The 17,378-nt window shown below is 56.3% G+C and carries 15 protein-coding genes; 5 read left to right on the top strand and 10 right to left on the bottom strand.

Going from position 1 to position 17,378, the window contains the following annotated elements:
- Positions 1-154 precede the first annotated feature (154 nt).
- The 3 genes from glnS (at position 155) to chiQ (ending at position 4,039) form a co-directional block, all read left to right on the top strand.
- A complete protein-coding gene (gene glnS, locus FFB58_RS08270) occupies positions 155-1,822 on the top strand; it encodes a glutamine--tRNA ligase (protein ID WP_039029308.1) in 1,668 nt (555 codons plus the stop codon).
- A 434-nt stretch (positions 1,823-2,256) separates the two neighbouring features.
- The gene (chiP, locus tag FFB58_RS08265; RefSeq protein WP_138369590.1) at positions 2,257-3,663 is read left to right on the top strand and encodes a chitoporin; all 1,407 of its coding nucleotides are present in this window, start codon (positions 2,257-2,259) and stop codon (positions 3,661-3,663) included.
- Between the two features lie 43 nt (positions 3,664-3,706).
- The gene (gene chiQ, locus FFB58_RS08260) at positions 3,707-4,039 is read left to right on the top strand and encodes a ChiQ/YbfN family lipoprotein (protein WP_171029940.1); all 333 of its coding nucleotides are present in this window, start codon (positions 3,707-3,709) and stop codon (positions 4,037-4,039) included.
- 144 nt (positions 4,040-4,183) lie between these two features.
- Here chiQ and fur read toward each other — a convergent pair whose 3' ends face one another.
- The 4 genes from fur to ybfF form a co-directional block, all read right to left on the bottom strand.
- The gene (gene fur / locus FFB58_RS08255) at positions 4,184-4,630 is read right to left on the bottom strand and encodes a ferric iron uptake transcriptional regulator (RefSeq protein ID WP_010428651.1); all 447 of its coding nucleotides are present in this window, start codon (positions 4,628-4,630) and stop codon (positions 4,184-4,186) included.
- A 291-nt stretch (positions 4,631-4,921) separates the two neighbouring features.
- Positions 4,922-5,452, bottom strand: a complete 531-nt coding sequence (fldA, locus tag FFB58_RS08245; protein ID WP_039029310.1) for a flavodoxin FldA — start codon at positions 5,450-5,452, stop codon at positions 4,922-4,924.
- Positions 5,453-5,607: 155 nt separating this feature from the next.
- Positions 5,608-5,895, bottom strand: a complete 288-nt coding sequence (ybfE, locus tag FFB58_RS08240) for a LexA regulated protein (RefSeq protein ID WP_039029311.1) — start codon at positions 5,893-5,895, stop codon at positions 5,608-5,610.
- Positions 5,896-6,023: 128 nt separating this feature from the next.
- Positions 6,024-6,797, bottom strand: coding sequence for an esterase (ybfF, locus tag FFB58_RS08235; protein WP_138369588.1), 774 nt, complete (start codon positions 6,795-6,797; stop codon positions 6,024-6,026).
- A 183-nt stretch (positions 6,798-6,980) separates the two neighbouring features.
- On the opposite strand from ybfF, the gene seqA reads away from it, so the two are divergent.
- Together seqA and pgm are read left to right on the top strand one after the other, a co-directional pair.
- A complete protein-coding gene (gene seqA / locus FFB58_RS08230) occupies positions 6,981-7,523 on the top strand; it encodes a replication initiation negative regulator SeqA (protein ID WP_039029313.1) in 543 nt (180 codons plus the stop codon).
- 24 nt (positions 7,524-7,547) lie between these two features.
- A complete protein-coding gene (gene pgm, locus FFB58_RS08225) occupies positions 7,548-9,188 on the top strand; it encodes a phosphoglucomutase (alpha-D-glucose-1,6-bisphosphate-dependent) (RefSeq protein ID WP_039029314.1) in 1,641 nt (546 codons plus the stop codon).
- A gap of 108 nt (positions 9,189-9,296) precedes the next feature.
- Here the strand turns inward: pgm and potE are convergent, their stop codons facing one another.
- The 6 genes from potE to kdpC all read right to left on the bottom strand — a co-directional run bounded on the left by potE (position 9,297) and on the right by kdpC (position 17,367).
- A complete protein-coding gene (gene potE, locus FFB58_RS08220; RefSeq protein WP_138369587.1) occupies positions 9,297-10,610 on the bottom strand; it encodes a putrescine-ornithine antiporter in 1,314 nt (437 codons plus the stop codon).
- A complete protein-coding gene (gene speF, locus FFB58_RS08215; protein ID WP_138369586.1) occupies positions 10,607-12,805 on the bottom strand; it encodes an ornithine decarboxylase SpeF in 2,199 nt (732 codons plus the stop codon). The genes potE and speF overlap by 4 nt, the downstream gene beginning before the upstream one ends.
- A gap of 253 nt (positions 12,806-13,058) precedes the next feature.
- Positions 13,059-13,163: a leader peptide SpeFL gene (gene speFL / locus FFB58_RS08210; RefSeq protein ID WP_138369585.1), complete on the bottom strand. Its 105-nt coding sequence runs from the start codon at positions 13,161-13,163 to the stop codon at positions 13,059-13,061.
- 278 nt (positions 13,164-13,441) lie between these two features.
- The gene (kdpE, locus tag FFB58_RS08205) at positions 13,442-14,119 is read right to left on the bottom strand and encodes a two-component system response regulator KdpE (protein ID WP_039029317.1); all 678 of its coding nucleotides are present in this window, start codon (positions 14,117-14,119) and stop codon (positions 13,442-13,444) included.
- The gene (gene kdpD / locus FFB58_RS08200) at positions 14,116-16,791 is read right to left on the bottom strand and encodes a two-component system sensor histidine kinase KdpD (RefSeq protein ID WP_138369584.1); all 2,676 of its coding nucleotides are present in this window, start codon (positions 16,789-16,791) and stop codon (positions 14,116-14,118) included. The genes kdpE and kdpD overlap by 4 nt, the downstream gene beginning before the upstream one ends.
- Positions 16,792-17,367, bottom strand: a complete 576-nt coding sequence (gene kdpC, locus FFB58_RS08195; RefSeq protein ID WP_039029319.1) for a potassium-transporting ATPase subunit KdpC — start codon at positions 17,365-17,367, stop codon at positions 16,792-16,794.
- Positions 17,368-17,378 lie beyond the last annotated feature (11 nt).

Genomic DNA, 17,378 nt, shown 5'->3' with positions numbered 1-17,378 from the left:
TGAGCGGCGGGGATATCCCCGCCGCTTTTTTTTGCAGCAATCGCCCCCATAATTCTCTCCAGAGACCTTTTTTTGCGTAACTAAAGGTTGTCACTACGGCCGGCTTATAAGATCATATGCCGTTATACGTCGTTTACGCTTTGAGGAATCCACGATGAGTGAGGCTGAAGCCCGCCCGAGCAACTTTATCCGTCAGATCATTGATGAAGATCTGGCCACTGGTAAGCACACCACTGTTCATACCCGTTTTCCGCCGGAGCCGAACGGCTACCTGCACATTGGTCATGCGAAATCGATCTGCCTGAACTTCGGCATCGCGCAGGACTACCAGGGTCAATGCAACCTGCGTTTCGATGACACCAACCCGGTGAAAGAAGATATCGAATACGTAGAGTCCATTAAGAACGACGTGCAATGGTTGGGCTTCAACTGGTCTGGCGACATCTGCTACTCCTCTGACTATTTTGACCAGCTGTATGCCTACGCCGTAGAGCTGATCAACAAGGGGCTGGCCTACGTTGACGAACTTTCCGCTGACGAAATCCGCGAATACCGTGGCTCCCTGACCGCGCCGGGCAAAAACAGCCCGTACCGCGATCGCAGCGTGGAAGAGAACCTGGCGCTGTTTGAAAAAATGCGTGCCGGTGGCTTCGAAGAGGGTAAAGCCTGCCTGCGTGCCAAAATCGATATGGCGTCGCCGTTTATCGTTATGCGCGATCCGGTGCTGTACCGCATTAAGTTTGCCGATCACCATCAGACCGGCAGCAAGTGGTGCATCTACCCGATGTACGACTTCACACACTGCATCAGCGATGCGCTCGAAGGCATTACTCACTCCTTATGTACGCTGGAGTTCCAGGACAACCGTCGTCTCTACGACTGGGTGCTGGATAACATCTCCATCCCGGTACATCCGCGTCAGTACGAGTTCTCTCGTCTGAATCTGGAATACACCGTGATGTCCAAGCGTAAGCTGAACCTGCTGGTCACCGACAAGCACGTTGAAGGCTGGGATGACCCGCGTATGCCGACCATCTCCGGTCTGCGTCGTCGTGGCTATACCGCTGCCTCAATCCGTGAGTTCTGCAAACGCATCGGCGTGACCAAGCAGGACAATACTATCGAGATGGCGTCGCTGGAATCCTGTATCCGTGAAGATCTGAACGAAAACGCGCCGCGCGCAATGGCCGTTATCGATCCGGTGAAACTGGTTATCGAAAACTACCCGCAGGGCGAAAGCGAGCTGGTGGCCATGCCTAACCATCCGAGCAAGCCGGAGATGGGCAGCCGTGACGTGCCGTTCAGCGCCGAGATCTGGATCGATCGTGCCGACTTCCGCGAAGAAGCGAACAAGCAGTACAAGCGTCTGGTGATGGGCAAAGAAGTGCGCCTGCGTAATGCCTACGTGATTAAAGCCGAGCGTGTTGAAAAAGACGCAGAAGGCAATATCACTACTATCTTCTGCACCTACGATGCCGAGACCCTGAGCAAGGATCCGGCTGATGGTCGCAAGGTGAAGGGCGTGATCCACTGGGTGAGCGCAGCACATGCGCTGCCGGTTGAAATCCGTCTGTACGATCGTCTGTTCAGCGTGCCAAACCCGGGTGCGGCAGAAGACTTCCTGGAAGTGATTAACCAGGATTCGCTGGTGATCAAACAGGGCTTTGCTGAGCCATCCCTGAAAGAGGCCGTTGCCGGTAATGCGTACCAGTTTGAGCGTGAAGGCTACTTCTGCCTCGACAGCCGCTACGCCACCGCGGACAAACTGGTATTTAACCGTACCGTCGGTTTGCGTGATACCTGGGCGAAAGTCGGTGAATAACTGATTATTGTTTGAAAAACGCCGCGCACCGCGGCGTTTTTTTTTGCATCACGATCAAGCTCTTAATCATATAAATGTTCGCGATGCGAATTAATTCCATTTATTAAAACTATTCTCTTTCTCTTCCTTTGCGCAAATTCCACGTAATAGCTTCCGGATAAGCTGCTTAAATCCTGCATGTTAAAAATAAATCGCTCATTCCGAACATTATTTTAATTAAAAATTCTCCTCCATTCGCTTTGTTACAAATGGCAATCAAATATGTGCGCTTTGTCATAATCCTGACTTTTGATCGCGGAAAAGCATTGATAATTCGCGTCGCGAAAAATAGTCTAAAGGCAGGAGATGTAAGCGGGTATTTCCGGTTGCCTCCACTTTTAACTTTTTGTTTTTCGCCGTTTAAGGCGCTTTAAATACGTCAAAGAGGATTAATTATGCGTACGTTTAGTGGCAAACGTAGTGCGCTTGCGCTGGCTATTGCCGGTGTTACAGCAATGTCAGGCTGGATGGTTTCTCCGAAAGCCCAGGCCGAAGGTTTTATTGATGATTCAACCCTCACGGGCGGTGTCTATTACTGGCAGCGTGAACGTGACCGTAAAGATGTCGAGGCAGATAAATACAAAACTAACCTGGCTCACTCCACCTGGAACGCCAACCTTGATTTCCAGTCCGGCTATGCTGCCGACATGTTCGGTCTTGATTTAGCGGCCTTCACCGCCATCGAAATGGCAGAAAATGGTGACAGCGGCCACCCGAACGAAATTGCATTCTCCTCCAGCAACAAAGCTTACAAAGAAGACTGGTCCGGCGATAAGAGCGGGATCAGCCTGTACAAAGCGGCTGCAAAATTCAAATATGGTCCGGTGTGGGCGCGCGGCGGCTGGCTGCAGCCAACCGGCCAGACCCTGTTAGCACCGCACTGGAGCTTTATGCCGGGTACTTACCAGGGCGCGGAAGCCGGGGCGAACTTTGACTACGGTGACAGCGGGGCGCTGAGCTTCTCGTACATGTGGACCAACGAGTATAAAGCCCCATGGCACCTCGAGATGGACAAGTTCTATCAGAATGACAGAAAGACCCGCGTCGATTATCTCCAATCCTTTGGCGCGAAGTACGACTTCAAAAATAACCTGATTCTGGAAGCCGCTTTTGGTCAGGCTGAAGGCTTCATCGATCAGTACTTTGCCAAAGCCAGCTACAAGTTCGATATCGTGGGCGGCCCGCTCTCTACCAGCTATCAGTTCTACGGCACGCGTGATAAAGCCGACAGCGGCACCGTAAATGATATTTACGACGGCACGGCATGGCTGCAGGCGCTGACCCTGGGTTACAAAGTCGGTCAGGTCGATTTACGCCTGGAAGGGACTTACGTGAAAGCGGAAGGCCAGCAGGGCTATTTCCTGCAGCGTATGACCCCAACCTATGCATCCTCCAACGGTCGTCTGGACGTGTGGTGGGATAACCGCTCCGACTTCAACGCCAACGACGAAAAAGCGGTCTTCTTCGGGGCGATGTACGACCTGAGCAACTGGAACCTGGCAGGCTGGAGCGTCGGGGCCTCTTATGTCTACGCATGGGATGCAAAACCAGCCGACTGGCTGATCAACAGCGCGGGCCAGCGTGAAGATATCGCCTCTAACAAGATCAAAGAGTCTGCCTACAGCCTGGATGCGATCTACACCCTGCAGGACGGTCGCGCGAAAGGGACCATGTTCAAACTGCACTTCACGCAGTATGACAACCACTCCGACATCCCAAGCTACGGCGGCGGTTACGGCAACATCTTCCAGGACGAGCGTGACGTGAAGTTTATGGTTATCGCACCGTTCACCATCTTCTGATGACTAACCCGGCGGGGGATAACCCCGCCGACCGGAGACCGCTATGCTGAAAAAAATCGTACTGGTCGCGCTGCTGGCATCAGGACTGACCGCCTGCGCACAACCGCAGACCCAGAAAGAAGACACCCGTCTTAAAGAGGCCTACAGCGCCTGCATCAATACTGCTGAAGGTTCACCAGAAAAAATCGAAGCCTGCCAGAGCGTGCTGAACGTGCTGCGCGAGGATAAGGCGCACGAACAGTTTGCGACCCAGGAGACCGTGAGAGTGGCCGATTACCAGGCCTGTATCATGGCGCGTAAAACGGGTAACAATCAGGACGTCACCAAAAACTGCGATAAGATCTGGCAGGAGATCCGTAGCAACAACGGTAAGTAAAGCTGTTTGCCACGCCCGGTGGCGTTGCGTTTACCTGAGCCTGCACATTCACAGGCCCGGTAAACGTAGCGCCGCCGGGCTTTTTTACGTTATTACAGGCAAAAAAAAGCCAACCCTCAGGTTGGCTCAGTGTGTGCGGATGAATTATTTCGCGTCGTGCGCGTGGTCATCTTCGCGGCAGTCACCTTCGGCGCAGTGGCCATACAGGTACAGACTGTGGTTGGTCAGACGAATGCCATGACGTGCGGCAATTTCACGCTGACGGGATTCGATAGAGTCGTCGCTGAATTCGATCACTTTGCCGCAGTCCAGGCAAATCAGGTGATCGTGGTGATGCTGCTGCGTCAGTTCGAATACGGATTTACCGCCTTCGAAATTATGACGCGTAACGATGCCTGCATCGTCGAACTGGTTCAGTACACGGTAAACGGTAGCCAGACCAATCTCTTCGCCCATGTCGATCAGACGTTTGTATAAGTCTTCCGCACTGACATGATGGTTATCCGGACCCTGAAGCACTTCCAGGATTTTTAACCGTGGAAGCGTGACTTTCAGTCCGGCCTTCTTTAATGCGGTGTTGTTGTCAGTCATGCGGAATCTGTCCTGTTGCTAAACGATTCACTTCTAAAGAAGAAGTGACAGAAAATGCACCTGGGATAATGCGTCTCATTATAGAACTGCCATGACGTAATGAAAACTGCAAGTCTCAAGTAAAGTATGCTTATAAAAACGTGGTACCGCCAACAAACTTGTTACAGGGTGACCCGTTTGAACCTGGATCATTGTACAGGTATGACAGCAAAAGTTAAAAATTTGTAGCAATTATTTTGATTGCTTATACCTATCAATGCGGCGCAACTTAATCATTGCGCCGCAGCTTCATCAGGCATTAAGAATATCGTCGAGGTGCAACTCTTCGCGGACCTGCTTAACCCATTTATCTACACGCTCAGCGGTCAGTTCCGGCTGGCGGTCTTCATCAATGGCGAGACCGACGAAGTTGTTATCATCGGCCAGACCTTTGGACGCTTCGAAGTGGTAACCGGCCGTTGGCCAGTGGCCGACGATGACGGCGCCGCGCGGTTCAATGATGTCGCGAATAGTGCCCAGCGCATCGCAGAAGTACTCCGCGTAGTCTTCCTGATCGCCACAGCCGAACAGGGCAACCAGTTTGCCGTTGAAATCGATCTCTTCCAGAGACGGGAAGAAGTCGTCCCAGTCGCACTGCGCTTCGCCGTAGTACCAGGTCGGGATGCCCAGCAGCAGGATATCGTAACCTTCGATATCTTCTTTGCTGCTTTTCGCAATGTCATGCACATCGGCAACGTCTTTACCTAGCTGTTTTTGAATGTTTTTTGCGATATTTTCGGTGTTACCCGTGTCGCTGCCGAAAAAAATGCCGATGATTGCCATGAGTAAAATAACCTCTTGAAACTTAATGGTATGGTGGCGCAATTTAGCCACGGATAAGGGCAATCATAGCAGAACAGAGAAGCCTGCGGAAACTGCTATCACCCAGGACTGCACTCTGTGCTACATGAAAGCAACAAGAAGGGGAGTTTTCTGACTTACGCTTTACCGTGCCATTTCTCAAGCTGTGAAATCAGCATCTCTTCAATAAGCTCACTGCGGCTGATCTCACGGGCATTCGCCAGCTCGTTCAGCGCATCGACGGCGTCAGCATTCAGTTTCAGCTCGACGCGTTTAAGCCCGCGGCTTTTATCGCGTTTAAGCTGATTGCGCTTGTTGATGCGCAGCTGTTCATCACGCGAAAGCGGATTGGTTTTCGGTCGTCCCGGGCGACGCTCATTCGCGAACAGATCTATTGTCGTGCGGTCCGTGTGTTCTTTGGCCATGATTTTGAGACTTCGGGGGAAACAAGACACCCTGCTAATGCCCGGGCGATAAGCGCGCCATCATACATCACCGAAAACGGCACGCCAACGACTGGAGGCCCACGGGCGACCAGTCGCTCTCTTTTTAATCAATTATTGATGTCAGCGAGGTACCGACGGATGGCGCGCAGCACCGCGTCCGGTTTTTCGGCATGAACCCAGTGCCCGGCCCCGGCAATCACATGCGCACGCGCCAGGGGGAATTGCGCCAGCAGCGCATCACGATACGCTTCGGTTACATAGGGCGAGTTGCCGCCGGTAATAAAGAGGGTCGGGTGCGGCCACGCCGGAACCGACTCCCAGCCGACGATATGGTCATACTGATCCCACAGCACCGGCACGTTGAAGCGCCACTCGCCGTCCACAAAGGATTTCAGCAGGAACTGCACCACGCCTTCTTCGTCCAGATGCTCACGCATCAGCGCGGCAGCCTGCTGGCGGGTGCTGACGCCCGCGTCCGTCACGGCATTAATGGCGGCGAAGATCTCATCGTGGCGGCGCACGTCATAATCTACCGGCGCTACGTCGATCACCACCAGGCCGGCGATACGCTCTGGCGCAAGAGCCGTCAGCGCCATCACCGCTTTGCCGCCCATCGAATGGCCAATCAGGATCGCTTTTTCGATATGGTGTTCATCCAGCGTATCCAGCAGATCCTGCGCCATGTCAGCGTAGGTCATCTGCGGCGAGCGCGGCGACAGACCGTGGTTGCGCATATCCACCTGCAGCAGCGCGTGGTCGGTCACCAGATCCCGTGCCAGCACGCCAAGGTTATCCAGGCTACCAAACAGGCCATGAACCAGGACGATGGGAGAATTATTGTGCGGCGATTGTGCAGATTGCGCTCGGGTATTCAATTTCATGGCAAAGTTCTTTTTTTACGTATGTCAGGTTAGGGTATCATGTTGACCATTCTGCCGCCCGGCTGCAAGGAAACAGTTAATTCTGACTTTTGCCGCCATTCTGGCTTGACGCTATCCGCTGTTGGGTTTTGAACTTATACTCCCAACGACTTGTATTCAGATAAGATATCGCACTGGATTAAGATGAAAACAATCGAAGTTGATGACGAGCTTTATCAGTATATTGCCAGCCAGACGCGGCATATCGGTGAGAGCGCGTCCGACATTTTACGGCGCATGCTGAAAATTGCCGCCGCCTCTCAGCCTGCCGCTCCGGCCATCAAAGAGACGCGCCAGCCTGTTGCCGTAGCGCAGGAAAAGCCGCTGTCGCCTGTCAAAGACAAAGTGCGTGCGATGCGCGAATTGCTGCTTTCTGACGAATACGCTGAGCAGAAGAAAGCAGTTAACCGCTTTATGCTGGTGCTGACTACACTCTATTCACTGGATAACAACGCGTTTGCCGATGCGACGGAATCCCTGCATGGCCGTACCCGCGTCTATTTCGCGGGTGACGAGCAGACGCTGTTACAGAATGGCAATCAAACTAAACCCAAGCACCTGCCTGGTACACCGTACTGGGTGATCACCAATACCAATACCGGACGTAAGCGCAGCATGATCGAACACATCATGCAGTCGATGCAGTTCCCGGTGGAATTGATTGATAAGGTTTGCGGTACTATCTAACCCTTGCATCAGAAGGACCAGGCAATGGCAAATCACAATCGTGCGGGTCAACCTGCACAACAGAGCGATTTGATTAACGTCGCCCAGCTTACCGCGCAGTACTACGTGCTGAAGCCGGAAGTGGGTAACGCAGAACACGCAGTTAAGTTTGGTACATCCGGCCACCGCGGCAGTGCGGTTCGCCACAGCTTTAACGAGCCGCATATTCTGGCCATTGCTCAGGCCATTGCGGAAGAGCGCGCTAAAAATGGCGTCACCGGTCCGTGCTACGTGGGTAAAGATACGCACGCCCTGTCAGAGCCTGCTTTTATTTCCGTGCTGGAAGTGCTGGCCGCTAACGGCGTGGACGTCGTGATTCAGGAAAACAACGGCTATACGCCGACCCCTGCCGTCTCTAATGCCATTCTGGTGCATAACCAGAAGGGTGGGGCGCAGGCTGACGGCATTGTGATTACGCCGTCCCACAACCCGCCGGAAGATGGCGGTATCAAATACAACCCACCCAATGGCGGCCCGGCTGACACCAACGTCACCAAAGTGGTGGAAGATCGTGCCAATGCCCTGCTGGCCGACGGCCTGAAAGGCGTGAAGCGTATCTCCCTGGACGAAGCGATGGCCTCCGGCCATGTGAAAGAGCAGGATCTGGTGCAGCCGTTCGTTGAAGGGCTGGCGGATATCGTCGATATGGCGGCGATCCAGAAAGCCGGTCTCAAACTTGGCGTCGACCCGCTCGGCGGTTCCGGTATCGAATACTGGAAACGTATTGCGGAGCACTACAAGCTGGATCTGACCATCGTTAACGATCATGTCGATCAGACCTTCCGCTTTATGCACCTGGATAAAGACGGCGCAATCCGTATGGACTGCTCCTCCGAGTGCGCAATGGCCGGTCTGCTGGCGCTGCGCGACAAGTTCGACCTCGCGTTTGCTAACGACCCGGACTACGATCGTCACGGTATCGTCACCCCTGCGGGCCTGATGAATCCAAACCACTATCTGGCCGTGGCGATCAACTATCTGTTCCAGCATCGTCCACAGTGGGGCGCAGAGGTTGCCGTAGGCAAGACCCTGGTCTCCTCCGCAATGATCGACCGCGTGGTTAACGACCTGGGCCGTAAGCTGGTGGAAGTGCCGGTTGGCTTCAAATGGTTCGTTGACGGCCTGTTCGACGGCAGCTTCGGCTTTGGCGGCGAAGAGAGCGCGGGCGCATCCTTCCTGCGCTTCAACGGCACGCCGTGGTCCACTGACAAAGACGGCATCATCATGTGCCTGCTGGCAGCGGAGATCACCGCCGTTACCGGTAAGAACCCGCAGGAGCACTACGACGAGCTCGCAGCCCGTTTCGGTGCCCCGAGCTACAACCGTCTGCAGGCCTCTGCCACCTCCGCCCAGAAAGCGGCGCTGTCTAAGCTGTCACCAGAGATGGTCAGCGCCAGTACCCTGGCGGGTGACCCGATCACCGCGCGTCTGACCGCAGCACCGGGTAACGGCGCGTCGATTGGCGGCCTGAAGGTGATGACCGAAAACGGCTGGTTCGCGGCGCGTCCATCCGGTACGGAAGATGCGTACAAGATCTACTGTGAAAGCTTCCTCGGCGCGGAACACCGCCAGCAGATTGAGAAAGAAGCGGTAGAGATTGTCAGCGAAGTACTGAAGAACGCGTAATCATCAAAAACGGCAACCCGGTTGCCGGTATTCTTAGGCCCGGTAAGCGTTAGCGCCACCGGGCTTTTTTGTGCCGGGCGGCGCTGCGCTTGCCCGGCCTACGGTTTTTTAGCTCATTTTATTCTTCAGCTCAAAACGCGGTGAAACCAGCCCGTAGAGCGTCCAGCCCATAAAGGTCACCATCGCCCCGTACAGCATCGCTTCCTGCCCGGAAGAGTAGAGCGCGTAGAAGCTGTAAATCGCCCCCACCAGCGCCACGATATTGGCAATTTTTGCCTTGCCCGGGTCGACTTTTGCCACCTTCTGAATGATCACCAGCGCCGCCATCGACAGAATGTACGGGATGATATTGGTCACTACCGCCAGGTTGACCAGCACGTTGAACTGGCTGTTCAGCGACGGGCTAATGGTCATTAACGACAGACCGCTCTGGAAAATCACAATCGCCAGCATTCCCTGCACCGGTGCATCGGCTTTGGTCACGCGGGAGAAGATTTTCGGGAAGTAACCCGCATCAGCCGAGGTTTTGAATACCTGAGCGATGGTGAACTGCCAGCCGAGGAGCGAACCGCAGCAGGACATCACCATCAGGCCCATGATCACTTTCCCCACTTCCGGGGTGAACATCTGGGCGAAGGCTAAACCGAACGGGGCGGTGGAGTTGGCCAGATCCATGTTAGGCACAATCCCTGCGATCACGTTGGTGGAGACGATATAGATCACCGCCGCGCCCAGGGTGCCGCCCAGCACCGCAATCGGTACGTTCTTTTCCGGGTTCTCCACCACTTCGGCGTTAGCACACGCCGACTCCAGCCCCAGTAAGGCCCAAAGCGTCATCGCGATGGACGAGCCCACTGCGGTAAAGAACGGTACATGGTGTGGGTTCCAGGAGTTGGCGTACAGCGTCGGACTGAACCAGAACCAGCCGATAATGCACAGTCCCACCACCGGGATAATGACCCCCCAGACGGTGATGCTGCTGAGCTGTCCGGTAATGCGTGCCCCGCCAAAGTTGGCGACGGTGCACAGCCACAGCACGCAGATAGTGGCGATGCCGATCTGCACCGGGCTGAGCGTGGCACCGAACAGCTCTGTGCCATAGCCCACCGCCGAAATCGCAATCGCGACGTTAGCGATCAGCAGCGACACACCGTAGGTATAGTTGGCCATAAAGTTGCCCGACTTGCCGAAGGCATACTCGGCATAACCGCCCATCCCGCCTGATTTGCGGCTGAACATCCCGCACTTGGCGAAGGCCCACGCCAGCGCCATCGAGCCTACCGCCGTCACCAGCCAGGAGATAATCGAGATGGTACCCACTTCCGCGAGTTTGGTTGGCAGCATGATAATGCCCGATCCCATCATGTTGACCATGGTGAGAATAGTGAGCTGCACCACGCCCATTTTGTTGGACTTACTCATAATGTCTCTCCTTTCAGCAGCGCAGGCTGAGCGGCAGGTTGTTTGATGACATAGCAGCGAACCTGCTTGCGTCCGTCACACTCTTCGACGTACACGCCCTGCAGCTCCGGCGCAAAGCCCGGTAGCAGGTTGATCCCCTCTTCAAGCGCTGTGAAGTAGCGCAGCACCGAACCGCCCCAGATTTCGCCCGGGACGACGCACAGCACGCCCGGCGGATAAGGAAGCGCACCTTCGGCGGCAATCCGACCCTCCGCATCACGCAGAGAGACCAGCTCGACCTCGCCGCGCAGGTAGGCAAAGTTCGCCTCCTGCGGGTTCATCATCACCCGCGGGAAATGCGATTTACGGAACATCTCTTTTTGCAGTTGTTTCACGTTATGACGGGCGTAAAGCTCGTGCATCTCCAGGCAAATCTGGCGCAGGGTATAACCGGCGTAGCGCTCCGGATACTGCTTACAGATCGACGGCAGCACCTCCTTCAGCGGGGCATCGGTCTGGAGCAGCTTCTCGAAGCGCACCAGCTGGGCGACCAGCTGCTGTAGTTTGCCCATGTCCTCGGCTGGCGTGAGCAGGAACAGGATCGAGTTGAGATCGCATTTTTCCGGAACGATGCCGTTTTCACGCAGGAAGTTAGCCAGAATGGTGGCCGGCACCCCAAACTCCTCGTACTCGCCGGTGCGGGCGTTGATGCCGGGCGTGGTCAGCAGCAGCTTGCACGGGTCAATAAAGTACTGGTGCTCGGCATAGCCTTCAAAGGCGTGCCAGTTTTCACCTGGAACGAAGTGGAAGAAGCGCAGGTTGGTGGCAATGTCGGCGGTGCTGGCGCTTTCCCATGGACGTCCATCCACCGTTTCCGGCACAAACGGGCGGATAAACTGACAGTTTTGTAGGATCAGCTTGCGCGCTTCGATACCGTTTACCACGCAATCCATCCACATGTTGCGGCCGCTCTGGCCCTCATGCATGCGGGCGTTGATATCCAGGGCGGCAAACAGCGGATAGAACGGGCTGGTGGAGGCGTGCATCATAAAAGCGTTATTCAGGCGTTTATGCGGAACATAGCGCTGCTGGCCTTTGATGTGCCGGTCTTTTTTGTGGATCTGCGACGTCTGCGAGAAGCCTGCCTGCTGTTTATGCACCGACTGGGTGACCAGAATTCCCGGGTCGTTCTCGTTCAGCTCCAGCAGCAGTGGTGAGCAGTCGGCCATCATCGGGATGAACTGCTCGTAGCCCACCCAGGCGGAGTCAAACAGGATGTAATCGCACAGGTGACCGATCTTATCCACCACCTGACGGGCGTTATAGATGGTGCCATCGTAGGTACCCAGTTGGATCACCGCCAGGCGGAACGGGCGCCGATCGCGGGTGCGACCGGGCGCAACTTCTGACACCCGTTCCCGCAGATAGCGCTCGTCAAAGCAGTGGGCGTCAATACCGCCGATAAAGCCGTACGGGTTACGTGCGGTTTCCAGATACACCGGTGTTGCGCCCGCCTGCAGCAGCGCGCCGTGATGGTTGGATTTATGGTTATTACGATCGAACAGCACCAGATCGCCGGGGGTGAGCAGGGCGTTCAGTACCACCTTGTTGGATGAAGAAGTGCCGTTCAGCACGAAGTAGGTTTTATCCGCATTGAAGACTTTCGCCGCATGCTGCTGGGCGATGCACGGCGCACCTTCGTGGATCAGCAGATCGCCCATCGCCACGTCGGCATTGCACAGATCGGAGCGGAACAGCGTCTCGCCAAAGAAATCAACAAACTGATTTCCCGCAGGGTGACGGCGGAAAAACTGCCCGCCCTGATGCCCCGGGCAGTCAAAGGCGCTGTTACCCTGCGCGACATAGTCCACCAGCGCGCGGAAGAACGGCGGGCGTAGCTGGGTTTCGTACTTCTGAGCGGCCGCTTCCAGTTGTCGACCGTAGAAGTCATTGCAGTTGTCAGCGCATTCAAATACACCCTGAATGCGCGATAAATACTCTGCAGGAACAATTTCCTCTTTATGCGTGGAAATAAAAACGGGAATACCAAATCCCGTAGCGTCTATTTTTTCGATGGTGCCATTGTAAATATCGCTCACCGCCAGTACGACTGCCGCGACATCAATATAATCTGAGTCGTTCACGTCCACCATCTCGCGAGTGGTGGTAAAGCAGTGCGGGCAGGTACGGCTGGTGGCAATTTTTAACGTTTTCATCTTTCGCTCTTTATTTTAAGTAATAGAGGTCCTTCGATTTCTCATTAAAAAGAAATCGCTATTTTCCGGAAAAAAGCAAAGTTGGGCCTCTGATAAAAAATCAGTGCATTGCTTTTTGGTGAATAAAATCCAGTCCGCCCGGTTACGGATGAGTCTGAATCAAGATGGGTAAGCGCACGGGTTCGCAGTCAACTGACTGTAAAGACGAACTTTTCAGGAGTAGCTGTAAGCAGGTGCGCCAGAAGTCGAAGGACTACCGGGCGTTGAAGAGATGAAAGTCGAAGCAGTTGCGGTGGGCAAACTTCATTATATGAGTGACCCGTCTTATATGGGGCATAAAACGATTGTTATTTTCCATTTCCATTTTTCCTTTCAGTAATTGAAAGCGGGGTCATTTTATCCGGAAAGGAGAGGTAAACCGTGAAGACGATCAACATTAAGCGATCGTTTAAAAAATAATTATCCGCATTTTACCTTGATGGCAGATCAAAATGCTGTTTTGTAGGTGTTATGTTAATGTGCTGTATTTTTAATGTTTTGAATGACATGAAATAAGAATAAATAAACCTTTGGCTGTTATTTAAATATCAACAGGCAGGGTAATTATTTTTAAGTCAAATTAAAATGAATGGTTATTCAAAGCATAAACCGATAACCGATACCGGTTTCAGTTAATAAATGGCGGGGGCGCGCGGGATCCACTTCGAGTTTCTGACGAAGATGCCCCATATATATGCGCAGGTAGTGACTATGCTCCACCGCATTCGGTCCCCAGACCTGGCTTAACAGCTGACGTTGGGTAAGGACTTTGCCGTGATTGTTGAGCAGAACCGCCAGCAGGCGAAATTCGATGGGCGTCAGGTGGATTTCCGCGTTCCCCTGCTGAATACGCCGTGCCGCCAGATCTACGCGGATATCGGAAAAGGTATACACCGGGTCGACGGGGGCGGTGGTTGCGTGGCGGCGCAGGGCAACGCGCAGTCGCGCCTGAAGTTCGCCAATGCCAAACGGCTTGCTGAGATAGTCGTCGGCACCGGCATCGAGGGCGGCAATTTTGTCGGTCTCTTCCAGACGCGCGGAGAGCACGATGATCGGCATCTGGCTCCACTGGCGCACTTCGCGGATAAAATCGAGGCCGTCGCCGTCCGGCAGACCTAAGTCGAGGATCACCAGGTCCGGCTTGCGGGTGGCGGCTTCAATCAGGCCCCGCTGTAGCGTCCCGGCGTCATGAACGCGCAACCCTTCGCCTTCCAGCGCGGCGCGCAGAAAACGGCTGATGGCGAGTTCATCTTCAACAATCAGGACGTTAATCACAAATCCTCTGGAAATTCATTCAGTTCGGGTGGCGTATCGAGCGGCAGTGTAACACAAAATACCGCCCCGCCTTCGGGGCGGTTATGGGCCGTGATGGTGCCGCCGTGTACCTCAACAATCGCCTGGCAAATCGCCAGCCCCAGCCCCACGCCGGGAATGGCAGACTCCTTATTACCCCGGGCGAACTTATCAAAGATAGCCTGTTCCTGGCCCGCCGGAATGCCCGGACCACTATCCCATACCTCCAGCTGTAACGTATCGGGCGTGACGCTGGCCTGGATGCCAATTTGCGCTTTGCTGCCCGCGTATTTAGCGGCGTTCTCCAGCAGGTTGATCAGCACCCGCTCGAACAGCGGCCCGTCAACGTGGATCAACGCCAGCGGGGCCGACATCTCCAGCGCGATATGCCGCCCCCCGAGCCCCGGCTCCAGCATTTTTAAGGCGCTGCCAATTACCTCTTCCAGCGTCAGCCACTCTTTTTTCAGATTAAAGCCGCCGGACTGGATCCGCGCCATATCCAGCAGGTTATTCACCAGCCGGGTGGTGTTGAGCACGTGCTGGCGGATCTCGCTGGCCTGCATGGCGTGGGGGGAGCCTTCTGCCGCCAGGTCGAGGGTCAGGATCTCCGACTGGCCGAACAGCACCGTCAGCGGCGTACGCAGATCGTGGGAGAGTGCCGCCAGCAGCGAGTTGCGAATGCTCTCACGCTCGCTGGCTAACCGCGCCTGCTCTTCGCTGGCGGTGAGCGCCAGCCGCTCCAGGGCGCTCGCCACCAGCAGGGTAAAGGTCTCCAGCAGCCGCTGCTGCTCGGGGATCATCAGCTGCCGCAGGTTGGATGGCTCCACAACTACCACCCCCTGGCTCTGTAACGGCAGGATCTGCCAGGGCACGCCCGGCAGAGTGTCGGTGCCCGCACCCGCAGGCTGGCCTTTATCGAAGCTCCAGCGGGCAATGGCCTCATCCCACGGGGTCATCCCTGAGGCCGGGGTCAGCGGGCCCAGCTTGCCCTCCGCATCCGGGAGCAGGATCAGGCTGCGGGCGTTGAAGGTGGAGTGAATAAACTGCTGGCTGGTCTGGACGATATCCTGCGGCGTACGGCCTACCGCCAGCGCTTTCGACATCTCATACAGATGGCGGGTGCGCTGCTCGCGATAGCGGGCGATCCGCGCCTGATAGCGCACTCCCGCCGTCAGGTTACCGATAAGCAGACCCACCGCCAGCATCACGGCGAAGGTGAGGACGTACTGGACATCCGACACTGCCAGGGTGCCGCGCGGGGCGATGAAAAAGAGATCGAAGCTGATGACGTTGATGATCGTCGCCAGCACCGAGGGCCAGCGGCCGTAAAACAGCGCCACGACGACGACCCCCAGCAGGTAGATCATCACCAGGTTGGCAGCATCGAAGCCGGGTAGCCACTGGCAGGCAACAAAGGTGATCAGGGCGCAGAGCAGCACCGCCACCAGACAGCCGCGCAGCTGGATCCGCCATTTGTCGCTGAACGTCCGGTTATCCGGGGTTCTGGCGGGCAGGGGGGCCGGTTTGTCGTCCAGGGCGACGATCAAGAGATCGAGGTCGGGAGCCCGCTGCGCCAGCCTGTCGGCAAAGCTCTCGCGGCTGAACCAGCGGCGGCGGGCGCGCCTGCCGATGACAATCTTGCCGAGGTTGTGCTCCCGGGCGTAGCGCAGAATGGCTTTCTCTTCCGCCTGCTCGGCCAGGGTGGCGGTTTCGGCGCCCAGCTCCTGGGCCAGGCGCAGGGCGCTGAGAATGGCGCGGCGCTGGTTCTCCGGCAGACGGTGCAGCTGCGGCGTCTCGACGTAGACGGCGTGCCAGACGCTGCCAAATTTAGCCGCCAGACGCGCGGCGGTGCGCACCAGCTTTTCATTACCGCTGCCGTGACCAATGCAGAGCAAAATCGCATCCCGGGTATGCCAGACTTTCTCCTCGCCCTGACGGTCGCGCCAGGCCCGCATCTGATCGTCCACCCGGTCGGCGGTGCGTCGCAGCGCCAGCTCGCGCAGGGCGATCAAATTACCTTTACGGAAGAAGTGCTCAATTGCCCGCTCGGCCTGCCCGGCGATGTAGACCTTGCCCTCATGCAGGCGCTGGCGCAGATCGTCCGGAGGCAGATCAACCAGCATCACCTCGTCCGCTGCGTCGAAAAACGGGTCCGGGACGGTCTCCCGCACCTGAATGCCGGTGACGCCGCTGACCACGTCGTTGAGGCTCTCCAGGTGCTGGACGTTCACGGTGGTGAAAACATCAATGCCCGCCTCCAGCAGCTCCTCGACATCCTGCCAGCGTTTAGGGTGGCGCGAGCCGGGGGCGTTGCTGTGTGCCAGTTCGTCCATCAGGATCAGCGCCGGGCGGCGGGCGAGGGCGGCATCGAGATCGAATTCCGTCACCAGACGCCCACGATGATGGATGCGCCGGGGCGGCTGGGTGGTCAGCCCGGCCAGCAGGGCGGCGGTCTCCTGACGTCCGTGAGTTTCCGCCACGCCGATCAGAATATCGAGCCCCTGGGCGCGCAGACGCTGGGCTTCGCTCAGCATGGCGAAGGTCTTCCCGACGCCCGCGCAGGCGCCGAAGAAGATTTTCAGCTTGCCGCGATGGGGCGTGGCGGCCTGCTCCAGCAGTTTGTCCGGGTCCGGGCGCTGAGGCTCGTCGATCATTTACTCTTTCCTTAGCGCGTCCAGCGCCAGATTTAATTCAACGATATTCACCACCGGATTGCCCATGGCGCTGAACAACGGCTTTTGCGTATGCGCGGCAACCAGCTGACTGAGCTGTTCGCTGCTGATCTGACGCGCCTGCGCGACGCGCGGGATCTGCCAGGCAACGGCCTGCGGGGTTAGGCTGTAGTCCAGCCCGCTACCGGAGGCGGTCACCAGTTCAACCGGCACCGCCGGGCTGGCCTGCGGGTTGGCGGCGCGCAATTGCGCTACCCGCGTGCGAACGGCGTTATCCAGCGCGGGGTTGCTGCCCGCCAGGTTGCTGCCGCCCGAGGCCATAGGATTATACGGGCTCTCTGCCGTAGCGGAAGGACGCCCGTGAAAGTAACCCGCCGCGGTAAAGTTCTGTCCAATCAATCGGGAACCGCGGATCTCCCCCTGCTGGCGGATAAGCGATCCGTTGGCCTGGTCGTGAAACCACCACTGACCCAGCGCGGTGGTCACCAGCGGATAGAGCCCGCCGGTGATCAGGGCCAGCAGAATAAACAACAGTATAGCGGGGCGTAACATAGCCATTTGATTTTCCT

Origin of the sequence: Enterobacter sp. MF024 (genome assembly GCF_005843915.1) — a bacterium.
GTDB classification, from domain to species: Bacteria; Pseudomonadota; Gammaproteobacteria; order Enterobacterales; family Enterobacteriaceae; genus Enterobacter; species Enterobacter barmai.
This window is presented reverse-complemented; position numbering and strand designations above follow the sequence as displayed.

Bases quoted from the DNA above. Each gene is read 5' to 3' on its own strand.
- ybfF (WP_138369588.1), bottom strand. From the start codon at position 6,797: ATGAAATTGAATACCCGAGCGCAATCTGCACAATCGCCGCACAATAAT.
- chiQ (WP_171029940.1), top strand. From the start codon at position 3,707: ATGCTGAAAAAAATCGTACTGGTCGCGCTGCTGGCATCAGGACTGACC.
- potE (WP_138369587.1), bottom strand. From the start codon at position 10,610: ATGAGTAAGTCCAACAAAATGGGCGTGGTGCAGCTCACTATTCTCACC.
- kdpD (WP_138369584.1), bottom strand. From the start codon at position 16,791: ATGATCGACGAGCCTCAGCGCCCGGACCCGGACAAACTGCTGGAGCAG.
- pgm (WP_039029314.1), top strand. From the start codon at position 7,548: ATGGCAAATCACAATCGTGCGGGTCAACCTGCACAACAGAGCGATTTG.
- fldA (WP_039029310.1), bottom strand. From the start codon at position 5,452: ATGGCAATCATCGGCATTTTTTTCGGCAGCGACACGGGTAACACCGAA.
- kdpC (WP_039029319.1), bottom strand. From the start codon at position 17,367: ATGGCTATGTTACGCCCCGCTATACTGTTGTTTATTCTGCTGGCCCTG.
- glnS (WP_039029308.1), top strand. From the start codon at position 155: ATGAGTGAGGCTGAAGCCCGCCCGAGCAACTTTATCCGTCAGATCATT.
- seqA (WP_039029313.1), top strand. From the start codon at position 6,981: ATGAAAACAATCGAAGTTGATGACGAGCTTTATCAGTATATTGCCAGC.
- fur (WP_010428651.1), bottom strand. From the start codon at position 4,630: ATGACTGACAACAACACCGCATTAAAGAAGGCCGGACTGAAAGTCACG.
- chiP (WP_138369590.1), top strand. From the start codon at position 2,257: ATGCGTACGTTTAGTGGCAAACGTAGTGCGCTTGCGCTGGCTATTGCC.
- ybfE (WP_039029311.1), bottom strand. From the start codon at position 5,895: ATGGCCAAAGAACACACGGACCGCACGACAATAGATCTGTTCGCGAAT.
- speF (WP_138369586.1), bottom strand. From the start codon at position 12,805: ATGAAAACGTTAAAAATTGCCACCAGCCGTACCTGCCCGCACTGCTTT.
- speFL (WP_138369585.1), bottom strand. From the start codon at position 13,163: ATGGAAAATAACAATCGTTTTATGCCCCATATAAGACGGGTCACTCAT.